Genomic DNA, 13,357 nt, shown 5'->3' with positions numbered 1-13,357 from the left:
ATAAGGTTCCCCGATCCGGGACCATCGAGCCACTGGGGACCACATGTACCGAAAACACCTGAAGATCGCCGTCGTGCTGCTGGCACTCCTCGGCACCCTGTTCACCACCGCACAGGCCGCCGCGGCACCCGCGGGGATCGATGGCACCTACGGCACGACAGCCACACCCCCCACCCGCATGACCCCCGTGCCCGACAACGGCAGGGTCAGCTGCTGGGGCTACTACGGCACGTTCATGACCGGCACCCACGTCATGGTCGTCGACTGGCAGACCAGCAGCGACGAGTGCTTCGGCATCGCGACCGACCGCACGATCTGGCACGCCTGGCCGAACTCGGGCGGCTGGAAGCGGATGCCCGGTGGCGGCCACGCCGACTTCATCTACAACCTGCCCTACGAACAGCCGGACGGTTTCCGCATGGTCCCGGTCTTCGCGTCGACGAATGGCACGTACTGGTGCCAGAACTACTATCCGCCCACGGGCTACGTCAGCGTCGGCTGGACCGGCGACTGGTACCTGTGCGGCTGAGGACGTGACCGGGCCGGGCCGAGCCACGACGGCTCGGCCCGGGCCACCCGCCTACCGCACCGGCAGGGTTTCCAGCGCGGCCGTCAGCTCCTCGTCGGTCAGCTCGCGGTCGACCATGCCGCCCGCCAGGTAGTTCGCGTACGCGGGCAGGTCGAGGTGCGCGTGGCCGCACAGCGCGGTCAGGATCACCTTCTCCTCACCGGTTTCCTTGCAGCGCAACGCTTCCCGCACACACTCGGCCAGCGCGTGCGTCGGCTCCGGCGACGGGATGATGCCCTCGGCACGCGCGAACCGCACACCGGCCGCGAAGCACTCGTTCTGGCCGATCGCCACGGCGTCGACCAGGCCCAGCTCCACGATGTGCGACAGCAGCGGCGACATCCCGTGGTACCGCAGCCCACCGGCGTGGATCGGGTCCGGGATGAAGTCGTGGCCGAGCGTGTGCATCTTCAGCAGCGGCGTCAGCCCAGCGGTGTCACCGAAGTCGTAGGCGTACTTACCGCGCGTGAGGGACGGGCACGCCGCGGGCTCGACCGCCCTGATCTCCGGCGAGATGTTGCCCGCCAGCTTCTCCCGCAGGAACGGGAACACGAGCCCGCCGAGGTTCGAGCCGCCACCGGCGCAGCCGACGATCACGTCCGGGGTGTCGCCGGCCATCTCGAACTGGCGCAGCGCCTCCTCACCGATGATCGTCTGGTGCAGCAGCACGTGGTTGAGCACGCTGCCCAGCGCGTACCTGGCCGCCGGGTTCGCCGCCGCCTTCTCGACGGCCTCGCTGATGGCGATGCCGAGGCTGCCCGTCGAGTCGGGGTGCGCGGCGAGGATCGCCTTGCCCGCCTCGGTCAGCTCCGACGGGCTCGGGTGGACGGTCGCCCCGAACGTCTCCATCATCATCTTGCGGTACGGCTTCTGGTCGTACGACGCGCGGACCTGCCACACCTCGCACTCCAGCCCGAACTGGGCGCAGGCGAACGCGAGCGCGCTGCCCCACTGCCCGGCACCGGTCTCGGTCGTCAGCAGGCTGACGCCCTCCTGCGCGTTGTAGTACGCCTGCGGCACCGCCGTGTTCGGCTTGTGCGAGCCGACCGGGCTGACGCCCTCGTACTTGTAGTAGATGCGGGCCGGTGTGCCGAGCGCCTTCTCCAGCCGGTGCGCCCGGAACAGCGGCGACGGCCGCCACAACCGGTACACCTCCTGCACCCCTTCCGGGATCGGGATGTAACGCTCCGTGCTCACCTCCTGCTCGATGAGCGCCTGCGGGAACAGCGGTGCGAGGTCCTCGGGGCCGACCGGCTCGCCGGTGCCGGGGTGCAGCGGCGGCGGGGGCGGCGCCGGCAGGTCGGGCACGATGTTGTACCAGGCCGTCGGCATGTCTGACTCGTCGAGGATGAACTTGGTTCGGCCGGCCATGGGAGCCTCCGGTACGTCGGTTGATCGAGACCGACACCAACCTAGGTCCAGGAGGCGGGGGAAGAAAGACGCAATCCGGGACGTTAACCTGTCGTGGTGAACGTCGAGGTGACTCCGCTGCCAGGAATCGGAACGCGTCAGGACTTCCTCTCGCGTGGTGGACGCCGGATCGGCGTGATCACTTACCGGGACGGCCGTTCCGAGCTGATCGTGTCGCGTGTGGACGACCCCGACACGTGCACGGCGTCGATCCCGCTCACCCCCGACGAGGCAGGGACGCTCGCGAGCCTGCTCGGCGCGCCGCAACTCGTGGCGCAGCTGCAGGACGAGTTGGACGGTGTGCACACCAAACAGCTGCCGCTCCTGCCGGGTTCCCCCTACGACGGGCGCACACTCGGCGACACGGCGTTGCGCACGCGGACCGCGGTGTCGGTCGTGGCCGTGGTCCGGGCGGGCACGGTCCACCCGTCGCCGCGCCCCGACTTCATGCTGGGCGGCGGCGACGCGCTGATCACTGTCGGCACCAAGGAAGGGCTCGCCAAGGCGGCCGAAGTCCTGGCCCACGGGTAACGCGGATGCACTCGACCGCAATCGCGCTGATCGAACTCGGCGCGATCTTCTTCGGCCTGGGTGTGCTCGGCAGGATCGCATGGAAGATCGGCATCTCGCCGATCCCGTTCTACCTGCTCGGCGGCCTCGCGTTCGGCAGCGGCGGGATCATCCCGCTCGAGGGCATCGAGGAGTTCACGTCGCTCGCGAGCGAGATCGGCGTGATCCTCCTGCTGCTCCTGCTGGGCCTGGAGTACTCGGCGGCGGAACTCGTGACCGGCCTGAAACGGTCGTGGTTCGCGGGTCTCGTCGACATCGTGCTGAACGCGGCGCCGGGCGTCGCGGTCGCGCTGCTGCTGGGCTGGGGCCCGGTCGGCGCGCTGGCGATGGCGGGCGTCACGTACATCTCGTCGTCCGGCATCGTCGCGAAAGTGCTCGGTGACCTGGGCAGACTCGGTAACCGCGAAACACCTGTGATCCTGTCGATCCTGGTGTTCGAGGACCTCGCGATGGCCATGTACCTGCCGATCCTGACGGCGGTGCTGGCGGGCGCCACGCTGCTCGGCGGCCTGACCGCCATCGGTATCTCGCTGGCCGTGGTGACGGTGGTGCTGGTGCTCGCACTGCGGTTCGGCCGGTACGTGTCGGCGATCGTGGACAGCCCGGACCCCGAGGTGTTCCTGCTGCGTGTGCTGGGTGCGGCGCTGCTGGTGGCGGGCCTCGCGTCGCAACTGCAGGTGTCGGCGGCGGTCGGCGCGTTCCTGCTGGGCATCGCGATCTCGGGGTCGACGGCGGAGAACGCGACCCGCATGCTGGAGCCGCTGCGCGACCTCTTCGCGGCGATCTTCTTCGTCGTGTTCGGCCTGAACACCGTGCCGTCGACGATCCCACCGGTGCTGGGCGTCGCACTGGCACTGGCCGCTGTGACGACCATCACGAAGCTGCTGACGGGCTGGTGGGCGGCGAAACGACAGGGCATCGCACGCATGGGCCGCGCGAGAGCGGGTGCCGCGCTGGTGGCACGGGGCGAGTTCTCGATCGTGATCGCGGGCCTGGCGGTGTCGGCGGGCGCGGTGGACTCCCAACTGGCCGCGCTGGCGACCGCGTACGTCCTGATCATGGCGATCCTCGGCCCCCTGGCCGCGCGCTTCGTCGAGCCCGTCGCCCGCCTGGCGATCACCCGCCTACGCCCAGCCACCGCCTGAGTTGTCCACAGGTCCCCCGGTTGTCCACAACCAAGATCGACAACCCTGCGTTTGTCACCCCCACCCAGTAGACTGGCATGGCGGGTGGCCCCCGGGAATGGGTAGGGCTTGAGGTTACGTACTGGGTGGCGCGTTTTCGCAGGTCAGAGGCTTGGTGGACGGTTGGGGATGGTGCGCTGACGTCCGGAGGGCGTCTTTCGGGACGTTGAGCCCGGATCCACCGGTGGTGCCCTGGTTGTTCCGACCTGCGACGAGCGCGGCCGGTCGGGCCCGCATCTGCCGGGTGCCGTGCTGTGAAGGGCGCTTTCACAGCACTGGACGCCGGTAACGCGCCTTTCGCGGCGGCACCGGCCCGGCGCAGCCCACAAAGACGGCCTGCCTGCCCTCCCGTCGACCTGGCGAAGCCCGATCACACCGGGTCAAGGGGCCAACAAAAAGCACCCCCTCCCCGAGATCTGCCAGTCCGGCGAGGCCCCCCGGAGGGCACCGCAGCACAGTGTCAGCCGGTCAAGTCCGCCAACAACAGGCCACTTCGCGGTTTCGGCGTGAAGTACGTGCTCTTGCGCGGCATGCGACGCCCCGCGGCATGCTCGGCCAGCACCGTCGCCAACGGCACCGGCGCCAACTCGATGATCGCCTCCGCCACCACCGGCGGAGTGCGCCCGGCAGGCAGTGGATGCACCCGCGCACTTTCCGGATCCAGCCGCAGCGCCCCCGCCAGCAAGGTCTCCTCCACCACCGCGTGGTCCAGACCGTGCGGCAACTCCACGACCAGCGTCGCATCCGGGCAACGAACCACGGCCGTGCCCGGTTCGGCAGGCGGCGCGGCCGCCTCGACCTCGCGCACCGTCAGACCCGCCGCACGCCACGCCCGCACCAGGTCGCCCGCGGTCAGCCCCGTGCCCGTCAACACGCGGTGGAACGCACCGATCCGCAACGCCGGACCGGCCGTCACCAGCGCCAACAGCCCGCCGGTACGTGCCGCCGCGACCCGGTGGTTGCCGTCGGCGACCATGAGTGGCTGCGCTTCCACCACGTCCAACAGTGACGTGTCGGTGCTCAGCCACAGGCGATGACGCCGACCCCGCGAATCCACTGTGGACACGTCGGGCGCGTGGTGCGCCGTGTGGGCGCGGACCCGCGCGGTCAGCTCGTCGCGGTCACCGACCGGGACGAGCATCGCGGCGCTCGTGGCGCAGCCGAGGCCGGCGAGGACCGCGGCCCGCTCGTCGACGATCTCCGGGTAGACCTCCTCGCTGTGCCGGACCCGGCCCGCGTCGACCGCGGCGGGGTCGACTATGCAGAGGACGCCGCACGACGTGCCGTCCGGACCGTCCACTTCGTACGGCGCGACCACGTCGCGCACCTCGCGGTACGCGGTGTGCCGCAGGTACGCGAGCGTGTTCCTCGCCGCGGGCAACGACTCCACCAACCCGCGTCCGGCGGCGATCGCCTCCGGTGTCCGATGTGGATGCTGGACGGCGAGCAGGGTGCGGGTCGCGGCACCGGGTTCGGCGAGCGCGGCGACGACCCGTTCCGGTTCGGCGAACTCGTCGACGTCCGGGCCGGGCACCTCGCCGCGGACGACCCAGCCGCGCGCGACCGGCCGCACCCACCTCACAGGTCGACGGCGGCGAACAGCGAGCCGACCTCCTGGCGGGTCAGCGCGCGCAGCGACCCGGACCGTTGGTTGCCGAGGTGGACGTCGCCGATCTGGGTGCGGACGAGCTTGCGCACCGGCAGGTCCACGGCCGCCAGCAGCCTGCGGACGATGTGGTTGCGGCCCTCGTGCAGCACGACCTCGACCATGGCGCGGCCGCCGCTGGTGTCGACGACCCGGAACGCGTCGACCCGCGCGGGCCCGTCGTCCAGTTCGATGCCGTCGCGGAGCTGGCGGCCGATGTTGCGCGGCACCGGGCCGGGCACCTCGGCGAGGTAGGTCTTGCTGACGACGAACGACGGGTGCATCAGCCGGTGCGCGAGGTCGCCGTCGTTGGTGAGCAGCAGCAGGCCCTCGGTCTCGGCGTCGAGGCGGCCGACGTGGAAGAGCCGCTCGTCGCGTTCGCGGACGTAGTCGCCGACGCACGGCCTGCCGCGGTCGTCGGACATGGTCGTGTGCACGCCGCGCGGCTTGTTGAAGGCCAGGTAGACGAGCCCTTCGCGGACCACGACCCGCACGTCGTCGACGTGGATGACGGCCGTGTCCGGGTCGACGCGCCGCCCGAACTCGGTGACGACGGCACCGTCGACCTTGACCCGGCCCTGCGCGATGAGGTCCTCGGCGGCGCGGCGGGAGGCGACGCCTGCGCGGGACAGCACTTTCTGCAGGCGCACGCCGTCCTGTTCAGAGTTCATCGATGGAGTCGACCTCCGGAAGCAGCGGCGCGATCGGCGGCAGGTCCTCCAGGGAGGACAGGCCGAGGCGCTCGAGGAACAGTTCGGTGGTGCGGTAGAGGTGACCGCCGGTCTCCTGGTCCGTGCCGGTCTCCTCCACCAGCCCGCGGGCGAGCAAGGTGCGGATGACGCCGTCGCAGTTGACGCCGCGGACGGCGGCGACCCTGGCCCGGGTCACCGGCTGACGGTAGGCGATGACGGCGAGCGTCTCGAGCGCGGCCCTGGTCAGCTTCGCGCGCTGCCCGTCGAGGAGGAGCCGCTCGACGTACGGGGCGTAGCGGTCGCGGGTGTAGAACCGCCAGCCGCCACCCGCGCGCCGCAGGTCGATGCCCCGGTCCTGGTCGGTGTACCTGTTCGATAGGAGGCGCAGGTGCTCGGCCACGCGGAGCGGCGTGGTGTCGAGCGCACTGGCGAGGGCTTCCTCCTCGACGGGCGAGTCCACGACCAGCAGAAGCGCTTCGAGCGCGGCGTCGAGTTCGTCGTCGCCGAGCGGGACGGGGCCTTCTTCGATGTCCTCGTCGGCTGGTTCGCCGGTGACCACCGCGGCTGCCGGGTCGGCGAGGTCTGCCGACGGGGCGGGTGCCGCGACCTCGGCGGATTCCGCGGCGTCGGCCGCCTCATCGGCAGCGACACCGGCGTCCGTGACCGCGGGGGTCTCCTCCGTGTCGGCGGGAGCCGTGGACTCCTCCTGCACCGACTCGATCAGAGGCTCAGCCACCGGACCACTCTCCGGAAGCGGCTCAGCGTCCGGAGGCAGCGGCGACTCGACGTCACCGTCGGCGACCGGCGGGGGCTCCGGGAGGGGCTCCGCGTCCGGTGGGGTCGTGTGTGGGTGCTGGTCGCTCACCCGTACTCCTCCTCGTCGCCGGTGGTGGGGGCGGCGGCCTGGGCTTCCTCGGCCGTGCCACCCGTCCACTCGACGGTCAGTTCCGAGAGCGCTTCCTCCTGGTGGAACAGGATCACGTTCTCCTTGTAGAGGTCGAGCAGGCCCAAGAACCGCGCGACGACCTCGATGCTGTGCTCGCAGTCGGCGACCAGGTCGGCGAACGTCGCCCGGCCCGCTGATGCCAGTTTCACCCTCAGGATGCCGACGTGCTCGCGGACCGACACCTTGCCCATGTGCAGGTGGTCGATGGACACGGTCGGCGGGGGTTTCGGGCGGAAGACGGCCGCGGCCAGCTCGGCGAAGCGGCCGGATGTCACGCCGAGCATCACCTCGGGGAGCAGCGACTGGAAACGGTCCTCCAGCGCCACCGACCTGGGGTAACGCCGCAGGGCACCGGCCTCCAGCTCCGCGAACAGCGCGGCCACCTGCTTGTACGCCCGGTACTGCAGCAACCTGGCGAACAGCAGGTCGCGAGCCTCCAGGAGCGCCAGGTCGTCCTCGTCGTCGACGTCTCCTGCCGGCAGGAGACGCGCCGCCTTCAGGTCGAGCAACGTCGCGGCGACGACGAGGAACTCGGTGGTCTCGTCGAGGTTCCAGTCGTCGCCCGCCTGCTGGAGGTGCGCGATGAAGTCGTCCGTCACCCGGTGGAGCGCGACCTCGGTGACGTCGAGCTCGTGCTGCGAGATCAGCTGCAGCAGCAGGTCGAACGGCCCCTCGAAGTTCGACAGTCTGACCGTGAACCGCGGCGGGGGCGCAGGTTCAGTCGTCATGACGCAGTCGGCGGACCAGCACCGACTCCTCGCCACGGTCCTCGAAGTCGGCGAGCATGACGGCGATCGCCTCGCGGACGATCCGGCCGCGGTCGACGGCGAGGCCGTGGCCTGCCCGCAACGCGAGCCGCACGTGCTCGAGCGCGAGCAGTTCCTCGTCCGACACGTAGACGGTGATCTTCGAGGTGTGCTTCTGCCTGGGCGTACCCCGCCGTGCCTGCCCCTGTGGCGGGGCGTGCGGCACCCGACCCTGCTCGAACCTCAGCGGGAGCACACCGTCCGCGTGCCCTGTCGGTCTGAACAGCTCATCGGCGCCCGGCAACGAAGGCCGGCGCGTCACCTGGCGATCACCTCTCGGGCCAGCAGGCGGTACGCCTTCGCGCCGGCCGAGCGCGGCGCCCACACGGTGATCGGCGCGCCGGCCACCGTGGTTTCCGGGAAGCGGACGGTGCGGTTGATCACGGCGTCGAACACGATGTCGCCGAAGCGCTCGACGACCCGGCCCATGACCTCGCGCGAGTGCACCGTGCGCGGGTCGTACATGGTGGGCAGGATGCCCGTGATCTCCAGCTTCGGGTTCAGCCGCTCGCGGACCTTCTCGATGGTGTCGGTGAGCAGCGCGACGCCACGCATCGAGAAGTACTCGCACTCCAGCGGGATCAGCACCCCGTCGGCCGCGGCGAGCGCGTTCACGGTCAGCAGGCCGAGCGAGGGCTGGCAGTCGATGAGGATGTAGTCGTACTCGTCGATGACCGGCCGCAGCGCGCGCACCAGCGTGTGCTCACGGCCGACCTCGGCCACGAGCTGCACCTCGGCCGCGGACAGGTCGATGTTGCTGGGCAGCAGGTCCAGGTTGTCGACACTGGTGCGCATGATCGCGTCCTGGATGCCGATGGACCGCTCGATGATGACGTTGTAGATCGTCTTCTCTAGTAAGTGGGCGGGCATGCCGAGGCCCACGGACAGCGCGCCCTGCGGGTCGAAGTCGACGATGAGCACCCGACGGCCGTACTCGGTCAGCGCGGCACCGAGGTTTATGGTCGAGGTGGTCTTGCCGACGCCACCCTTCTGGTTGCACAGCGCGATGACCTTGGCGGGACCGTGGCCGTTGAGCAGCGGCGGCTCCGGGATGTGGCGCTTCGGGCGACCACCGCCTGCGGCACCGTTGGGGCTCTCCTCGAGAACCTCCTCCTCGTCGGAGGCCGCCCTCGGTGCGAGGCTGAGCTCCTGGTCCGAGGGGTGCAATGTCGACATATCGACCTAGCTCCTTGTCGTCCGCGCTGTGCGGGGAAGCTTAGAGATTGCCGCCCAGCCTCGGCAAAGAGGCTCGCCGTACCAGGTCGCAGTATCTGGAATCTTTGAGCTGACCTGTGTGTTCGGGATGGCGGAACGACCTTCGAGGAGGCCCCATGACCGTTCGCCAGCTCCGCCTCGTCGTCACCGCGGACGACTACGACACGGCGGTGCGTTTCTACCGTGACGTGCTCGGCATGGCGGAACGGGAGTCCGTTCCGCCGCAGAACGGCGGCCGGGTGATGATCCTGGACGCCGGCGCGGCCACGCTCGAACTGGCCGAACCGGCCACCGCCGAGTACATCGACCAGGTCGAGGTGGGCCGCCGCGTCGCCGGGCACATCCGGGTGGCGTTCGAGGTCGACGACGTGCACGGCGGCACCGCGGCGCTGCGGGAGGCGGGCGGTGAGGTGCTCGCGGAGCCGACCCCGACGCCGTTCAGGTCGACGAACGCACGGGTCGAGGGCCCGGCGGGACTGCAGCTGACGCTCTTCCAGATGGACTGAGCCGGCGGCACGACGTTCCGGCTAACGTCCGGGTCGTGTATCAGCGCCGACGAGGTGACCGGCGCCGGGAGCCTGCGCGGTGGTCCGTTCCCCCGGTACGGCTCGCGGGCGCCGACGTCGTGCTGGTGGGCTACTTCTCCGCGAGGACGAAGGACTTCGCGGAGCGCATGGACGCCGCGGCGGGTGCGCTCACCGCGCGGGGTGCGCGGGTCGTCGGACGGTTCGTGCAGCGGCGCGGTGTGTCGGACGGCGGGGCCGGGAAGATGGACCTGCCGCTGTCCTCCCGGACGTTGCTGAGCTCGGGGAAGGTTCGTGAGGTGGCGGCGGCCTGCGCGGATGCCGACATCGCGGTCTTCGTCGCGGCCTTGAGCGAGCGCCAGCAGCGGGCGCTGACCGAGATCCTCGGCTGTCCCGCGGTGAGTCTCGCCGACGCTCTCGCCGCCGGGTGAGCCCGAGGGCGGCCTCCGGCCCCCGGGTTCCATCCTCTCACCGGGCACCGACAGTCCGGGGGTTCCGGGGCGGGGTTGTCCACAGTTAGCGTGCGGACGTGAAGGTGGGGCCGTGGGCCGTGGCGCTGGCCGTTCTGGGGTGGGGCGAGGTCGTGCACTGGCGTGCGTCGCGGCGCAGGCTCGGTGGCGCGCCGAGTGGGACCCGTGAGGCCGTCGTCGTGCTCGGGTACCGGAACCGTGGCGCGCGGGCCAACGTCGTGAACCGGTGGCGGGTGCGGGCCGGGCTGCGGTCCATCGACGGGTCCGCGCTGCTCGTGCTCAGCGGCGGTGCCGTCGCAGGCGGGCGCTCCGAGGCGGAGCTGATGGCCGCCTACGCCCGCGACGTCCGCGGGTACCGCGGGCCGCTGGCCGTCGACGACGAGAGCCGCAGCACCTGGCAGAACGTCACGAACGTCATCCCGTTCATCGAGGGCGCCGACCGGATCAAGATCGTCTCGCACTCGCTGCACGCGGAGAAGGCGCGGTTGTACCTGTGGCGGCAGCGACCCGACCTCGCGGCGCGGCTGGTCCGGGGGCGGGACTACCGGCTCGGCGAATGGCTGCTCGTCAAGCCCGCGCTCGCCGTCATGGGCCTGCGGAACCTGCGGCGGCTCGCGTAGCTTGGGGCGAATGCCCACGCACGAGGAGATCACCGCGCACCACGACAACAGCCCCGACGACAACCCGTGGGTCCAGGGCCCGCCACCACCCGAGACGGTCGTGATCGTGCCCTACGACGCGGACTGGCCACGCCGGTACCAGCGCCTCGCGACCACGATCCGGGACACGCTCGGTGACACCGCCCTGGACGTCGAGCACGTCGGCTCCACCGCCGTGGCAGGGCTCGCGGCCAAGGACGTCATCGACATCGACCTCACCGTCGCCGACCCGCGCGACGAGGACCGGTACGTCCCCGCCCTCGAACACCTCGGCTACGTCCTCACCGTCCGCGAACCGTGGTGGCACGAGCACCGGTGCCTGCGGCTCGCCGACCCGCGCGTGAACCTGCACGTGTTCGGCCCGGACTGTCCCGAGGCCATCCGGCACCGCATGTTCCGCGACTGGCTGCGCACCCACCCCGACGACCGCGACCGCTACGAGCAGGCGAAACGCGCGGCGATCCCCGGCGGCGGGCACGTGATGGACTACAACGCCCGCAAGGAACCGGTCGTCCGCGAGATCTACGACCGGCTGTTCCGCGCCGCGGGCATGAGCTAACCGCGTGCTCTCGGGTGCGCCGTCGCGTACACCTCGCGCAGGGTGGTGACCGTGACGAGCGTGTAGATCTGCGTCGTGGTCACGGACGCGTGGCCGAGCAGCTCCTGCACCACCCGGACGTCCGCGCCGCCCTCGAGCAGGTGCGTCGCGAACGAGTGGCGCAGCGTGTGCGGTGACACGGTGGCCGTCAGGCCCGCGCGTTCCGCCGCCACCTTCAGCGTCTGCCACGCGCTCTGCCGCGACAGCCTGCCGCCGCGGACGTTCAGGAACACCGCCGGGGTGCCACGGCCCGCCGCCGCCAGCGTGGGGCGGGCCCGCACGAGGTAGGCGTCCAGCGCGTCCAGCGCGGGACGGCCGATCGGCACCAGGCGCTGCTTGCCGCCCTTGCCGTCCAGCAGCACCGTCCGCTCCCCCGCGTCGATGTCGTCGAGGTCGAGGCCGACCGCCTCGGAGATCCGGGCGCCGGTCGAGTACAGGACCTCCAGCAGCGCACGGTCCCGCAACGCGTCCGGCGCGGGCGCCTCCAGCAGCCGCAGCACGTCGTCGATCGGCAACGCCTTGGGCAGGCGGCGCGGCGCGGCGGGCGGCTTCACCGCGCGGGCCGGGTCCAGGTCCACGATGCCCTCGCGCACCGCGAACTTGTGCAGTCCCCGCACGGCGACCAGCGCCCGCGCTGCCGACGACGCGGCGAGCGGCGGGTGGTCGTCGGAGCCCTCGCGCAGCACCGCGAGGAACGCCGACACGTGCGCCTCGCTGACCGCGCCCAGCGCGGGCACGCCCAGCGCCGCCAGGTGCCGTTCGTACCGCCGCAGGTCGCGGGTGTACCCGTCCAGCGTGTTGCGCGAGGTGCCGCGTTCGACGGCGAGGTGGTCGAGGTACGCGGTGATCGCGTCGGTGACAGCCGCGTTCAGTCCGCACCTCCGAACGGCATCCCGTGCGCGGCCGCGACCTCGGCCAGCATGACCTTGCCGTCCGCGACGTTCAGCCCGGCGGCCAGCACGGGGTCGTCGAGTGCGTCGGTTCCCTTGTCCGCCAACGACACCGCGTACGGCAGCGTCACGTTGGTGAGCGCCCACGTCGACGTGTTCGGCACCGCGCCCGGCATGTTCGCGACGCAGTAGAACACCGACCGGTGCACCGTGTAGGTGGGGTCGGCATGCGTGGTCGGCCGGGAGTCGGCGAAGCAGCCGCCCTGGTCGATGGCGATGTCGACGAGCACGGACCCCGGCCGCATCCGCGCGACCAGGTCGTTGCTCACCAGCTTGGGCGTCTTCGCGCCGGGCACGAGGACCGCGCCGATCACGAGGTCGGCCCACCGGCACGCCCTGTCGATCTCGTAGGCGTTGCTGGCGATGGTCTGCAGGTGGCCGCGGTAGGTGAAGTCGATCTGCCGCAGGCGGTGCACGTTCGTGTCGAGGACGACGACCTCGGCCTGCATGCCGACCGCGACCGTGGCGGCGCTCATGCCCGCGACACCGGCGCCGATCACGGCGACCTTGCCCGCAGGCACCCCGGACACCCCGCCCAGCAGCACCCCACGGCCACCCTGCGCGCGTTCGAGGCAGTGCGCGCCCACCTGTGGCGCCATCCGGCCCGCGACCTCGCTCATCGGCGCGAGCAGCGGCAGCGAGCCGTCCGGGCCGCGGACGGTCTCGTAGGCGATGGCGGTGGTGCCCGCGTCGACCAGCGCCCTCGTGCACTCCTCGTTGGCGGCGAGGTGCAGGTAGGTGAACAGGATCTGGTCGCGCCGCAGCCGGGGGAACTCCTCCCGCACCGGCTCCTTGACCTTCAGCACGAGGTCGGCGGCCCACACGTCGTCGGCCGCCGGCACGATCCGCGCGCCCGCGGCCTGGTAGTCGGCGTCGGGCAGCGACGAGCCCTCGCCGGCCCCCGCCTCGACCAGCACGTCGTGCCCGCGGTGCACCAGCTCCACGACCCCGGCGGGCGTGATCGCCACCCGGTACTCGTGGTTCTTCACCTCACGAGGCACTCCGACCAGCACCCGCGACACCTCCACGACGGATCGGCCGGACGCCATTGTCCGCCCCTGTCGAGGCGGAGCCTAGCGCCGTCGCCGGTCGCGTCCCGAGTGGCGCGCCTGACGTACTG

16 protein-coding genes are annotated in these 13,357 nt (G+C 71.3%); 7 read left to right on the top strand and 9 right to left on the bottom strand.

Annotated features, from left to right (window positions below; translation table 11 throughout):
• Nucleotides 1–43: 43 nt before the first annotated feature.
• Entirely contained in the window at nucleotides 44–529 is a 486-nt protein-coding gene (locus ACIBVP_RS37165) for a hypothetical protein (RefSeq protein ID WP_396111167.1), read from the top strand.
• Between the two features lie 51 nt (nucleotides 530–580).
• On the opposite strand, the gene ACIBVP_RS37160 is transcribed toward ACIBVP_RS37165, so the two are convergent.
• A complete protein-coding gene (locus ACIBVP_RS37160; RefSeq protein WP_396111166.1) occupies nucleotides 581–1,939 on the bottom strand; it encodes a TrpB-like pyridoxal phosphate-dependent enzyme in 1,359 nt (452 codons plus the stop codon).
• Nucleotides 1,940–2,035: 96 nt separating this feature from the next.
• Between ACIBVP_RS37160 and ACIBVP_RS37155 the strand changes: the two genes are divergently transcribed.
• Together ACIBVP_RS37155 and ACIBVP_RS37150 are read left to right on the top strand one after the other, a co-directional pair.
• Nucleotides 2,036–2,509, top strand: a complete 474-nt coding sequence (locus ACIBVP_RS37155) for a cation:proton antiporter regulatory subunit (protein WP_396111165.1) — start codon at nucleotides 2,036–2,038, stop codon at nucleotides 2,507–2,509.
• 5 nt (nucleotides 2,510–2,514) lie between these two features.
• Nucleotides 2,515–3,693, top strand: coding sequence for a cation:proton antiporter (locus ACIBVP_RS37150; protein WP_396111164.1), 1,179 nt, complete (start codon nucleotides 2,515–2,517; stop codon nucleotides 3,691–3,693).
• A gap of 499 nt (nucleotides 3,694–4,192) precedes the next feature.
• On the opposite strand, the gene ACIBVP_RS37145 is transcribed toward ACIBVP_RS37150, so the two are convergent.
• The 6 genes from ACIBVP_RS37145 to ACIBVP_RS37120 all read right to left on the bottom strand — a co-directional run bounded on the left by ACIBVP_RS37145 (nucleotide 4,193) and on the right by ACIBVP_RS37120 (nucleotide 8,997).
• The gene (locus ACIBVP_RS37145) at nucleotides 4,193–5,314 is read right to left on the bottom strand and encodes a DUF1015 family protein (RefSeq protein WP_396111163.1); all 1,122 of its coding nucleotides are present in this window, start codon (nucleotides 5,312–5,314) and stop codon (nucleotides 4,193–4,195) included.
• A complete protein-coding gene (locus tag ACIBVP_RS37140; RefSeq protein WP_396111162.1) occupies nucleotides 5,311–6,048 on the bottom strand; it encodes a pseudouridine synthase in 738 nt (245 codons plus the stop codon). Before ACIBVP_RS37140 ends, ACIBVP_RS37145 begins: the two co-directional genes overlap by 4 nt.
• The gene (gene scpB, locus ACIBVP_RS37135) at nucleotides 6,038–6,805 is read right to left on the bottom strand and encodes an SMC-Scp complex subunit ScpB (protein WP_396111161.1); all 768 of its coding nucleotides are present in this window, start codon (nucleotides 6,803–6,805) and stop codon (nucleotides 6,038–6,040) included. The genes ACIBVP_RS37140 and scpB overlap by 11 nt, the downstream gene beginning before the upstream one ends.
• A gap of 125 nt (nucleotides 6,806–6,930) precedes the next feature.
• Nucleotides 6,931–7,743 carry a segregation and condensation protein A gene (locus ACIBVP_RS37130; protein WP_396111160.1) on the bottom strand — a complete coding sequence of 271 codons (813 nt, stop codon included), beginning with the start codon at nucleotides 7,741–7,743 and terminating at the stop codon, nucleotides 6,931–6,933.
• Complete coding sequence (locus ACIBVP_RS37125) at nucleotides 7,733–8,083, bottom strand: hypothetical protein (protein WP_396111159.1); 351 nt, start codon at nucleotides 8,081–8,083, stop codon at nucleotides 7,733–7,735. The genes ACIBVP_RS37130 and ACIBVP_RS37125 overlap by 11 nt, the downstream gene beginning before the upstream one ends.
• Nucleotides 8,080–8,997, bottom strand: coding sequence for a ParA family protein (locus ACIBVP_RS37120; RefSeq protein ID WP_396111158.1), 918 nt, complete (start codon nucleotides 8,995–8,997; stop codon nucleotides 8,080–8,082). Before ACIBVP_RS37120 ends, ACIBVP_RS37125 begins: the two co-directional genes overlap by 4 nt.
• Before the next feature lie 155 nt (nucleotides 8,998–9,152).
• Between ACIBVP_RS37120 and ACIBVP_RS37115 the strand changes: the two genes are divergently transcribed.
• From ACIBVP_RS37115 to ACIBVP_RS37100, 4 genes are all read left to right on the top strand, one after another.
• Nucleotides 9,153–9,542 (top strand): VOC family protein, encoded by a 390-nt coding sequence (locus ACIBVP_RS37115; protein ID WP_396111157.1) that lies wholly within the window; start codon nucleotides 9,153–9,155, stop codon nucleotides 9,540–9,542.
• Between the two features lie 35 nt (nucleotides 9,543–9,577).
• Nucleotides 9,578–9,991 (top strand): hypothetical protein, encoded by a 414-nt coding sequence (locus ACIBVP_RS37110; RefSeq protein ID WP_396111156.1) that lies wholly within the window; start codon nucleotides 9,578–9,580, stop codon nucleotides 9,989–9,991.
• 98 nt (nucleotides 9,992–10,089) lie between these two features.
• Nucleotides 10,090–10,650, top strand: a complete 561-nt coding sequence (locus tag ACIBVP_RS37105) for a YdcF family protein (RefSeq protein ID WP_396111155.1) — start codon at nucleotides 10,090–10,092, stop codon at nucleotides 10,648–10,650.
• Nucleotides 10,651–10,660: 10 nt separating this feature from the next.
• Entirely contained in the window at nucleotides 10,661–11,248 is a 588-nt protein-coding gene (locus ACIBVP_RS37100) for a GrpB family protein (RefSeq protein ID WP_396111154.1), read from the top strand.
• On the opposite strand, the gene xerD is transcribed toward ACIBVP_RS37100, so the two are convergent.
• The gene (xerD, locus tag ACIBVP_RS37095) at nucleotides 11,245–12,159 is read right to left on the bottom strand and encodes a site-specific tyrosine recombinase XerD (RefSeq protein ID WP_396111345.1); all 915 of its coding nucleotides are present in this window, start codon (nucleotides 12,157–12,159) and stop codon (nucleotides 11,245–11,247) included. The two genes, ACIBVP_RS37100 and xerD, sit on opposite strands and share 4 nt — an antisense overlap.
• A complete protein-coding gene (gene ald / locus ACIBVP_RS37090; RefSeq protein WP_396111344.1) occupies nucleotides 12,156–13,250 on the bottom strand; it encodes an alanine dehydrogenase in 1,095 nt (364 codons plus the stop codon). Before ald ends, xerD begins: the two co-directional genes overlap by 4 nt.
• Nucleotides 13,251–13,357 lie beyond the last annotated feature (107 nt).

This window comes from Actinophytocola sp. NPDC049390, from assembly GCF_044466355.1.
In the GTDB taxonomy this organism is placed as follows: Bacteria; Actinomycetota; Actinomycetes; order Mycobacteriales; family Pseudonocardiaceae; genus Actinophytocola.
The sequence above is the reverse complement of the archived record's forward strand: the minus strand, read 5'-3'. Positions and strand labels throughout refer to the sequence as shown.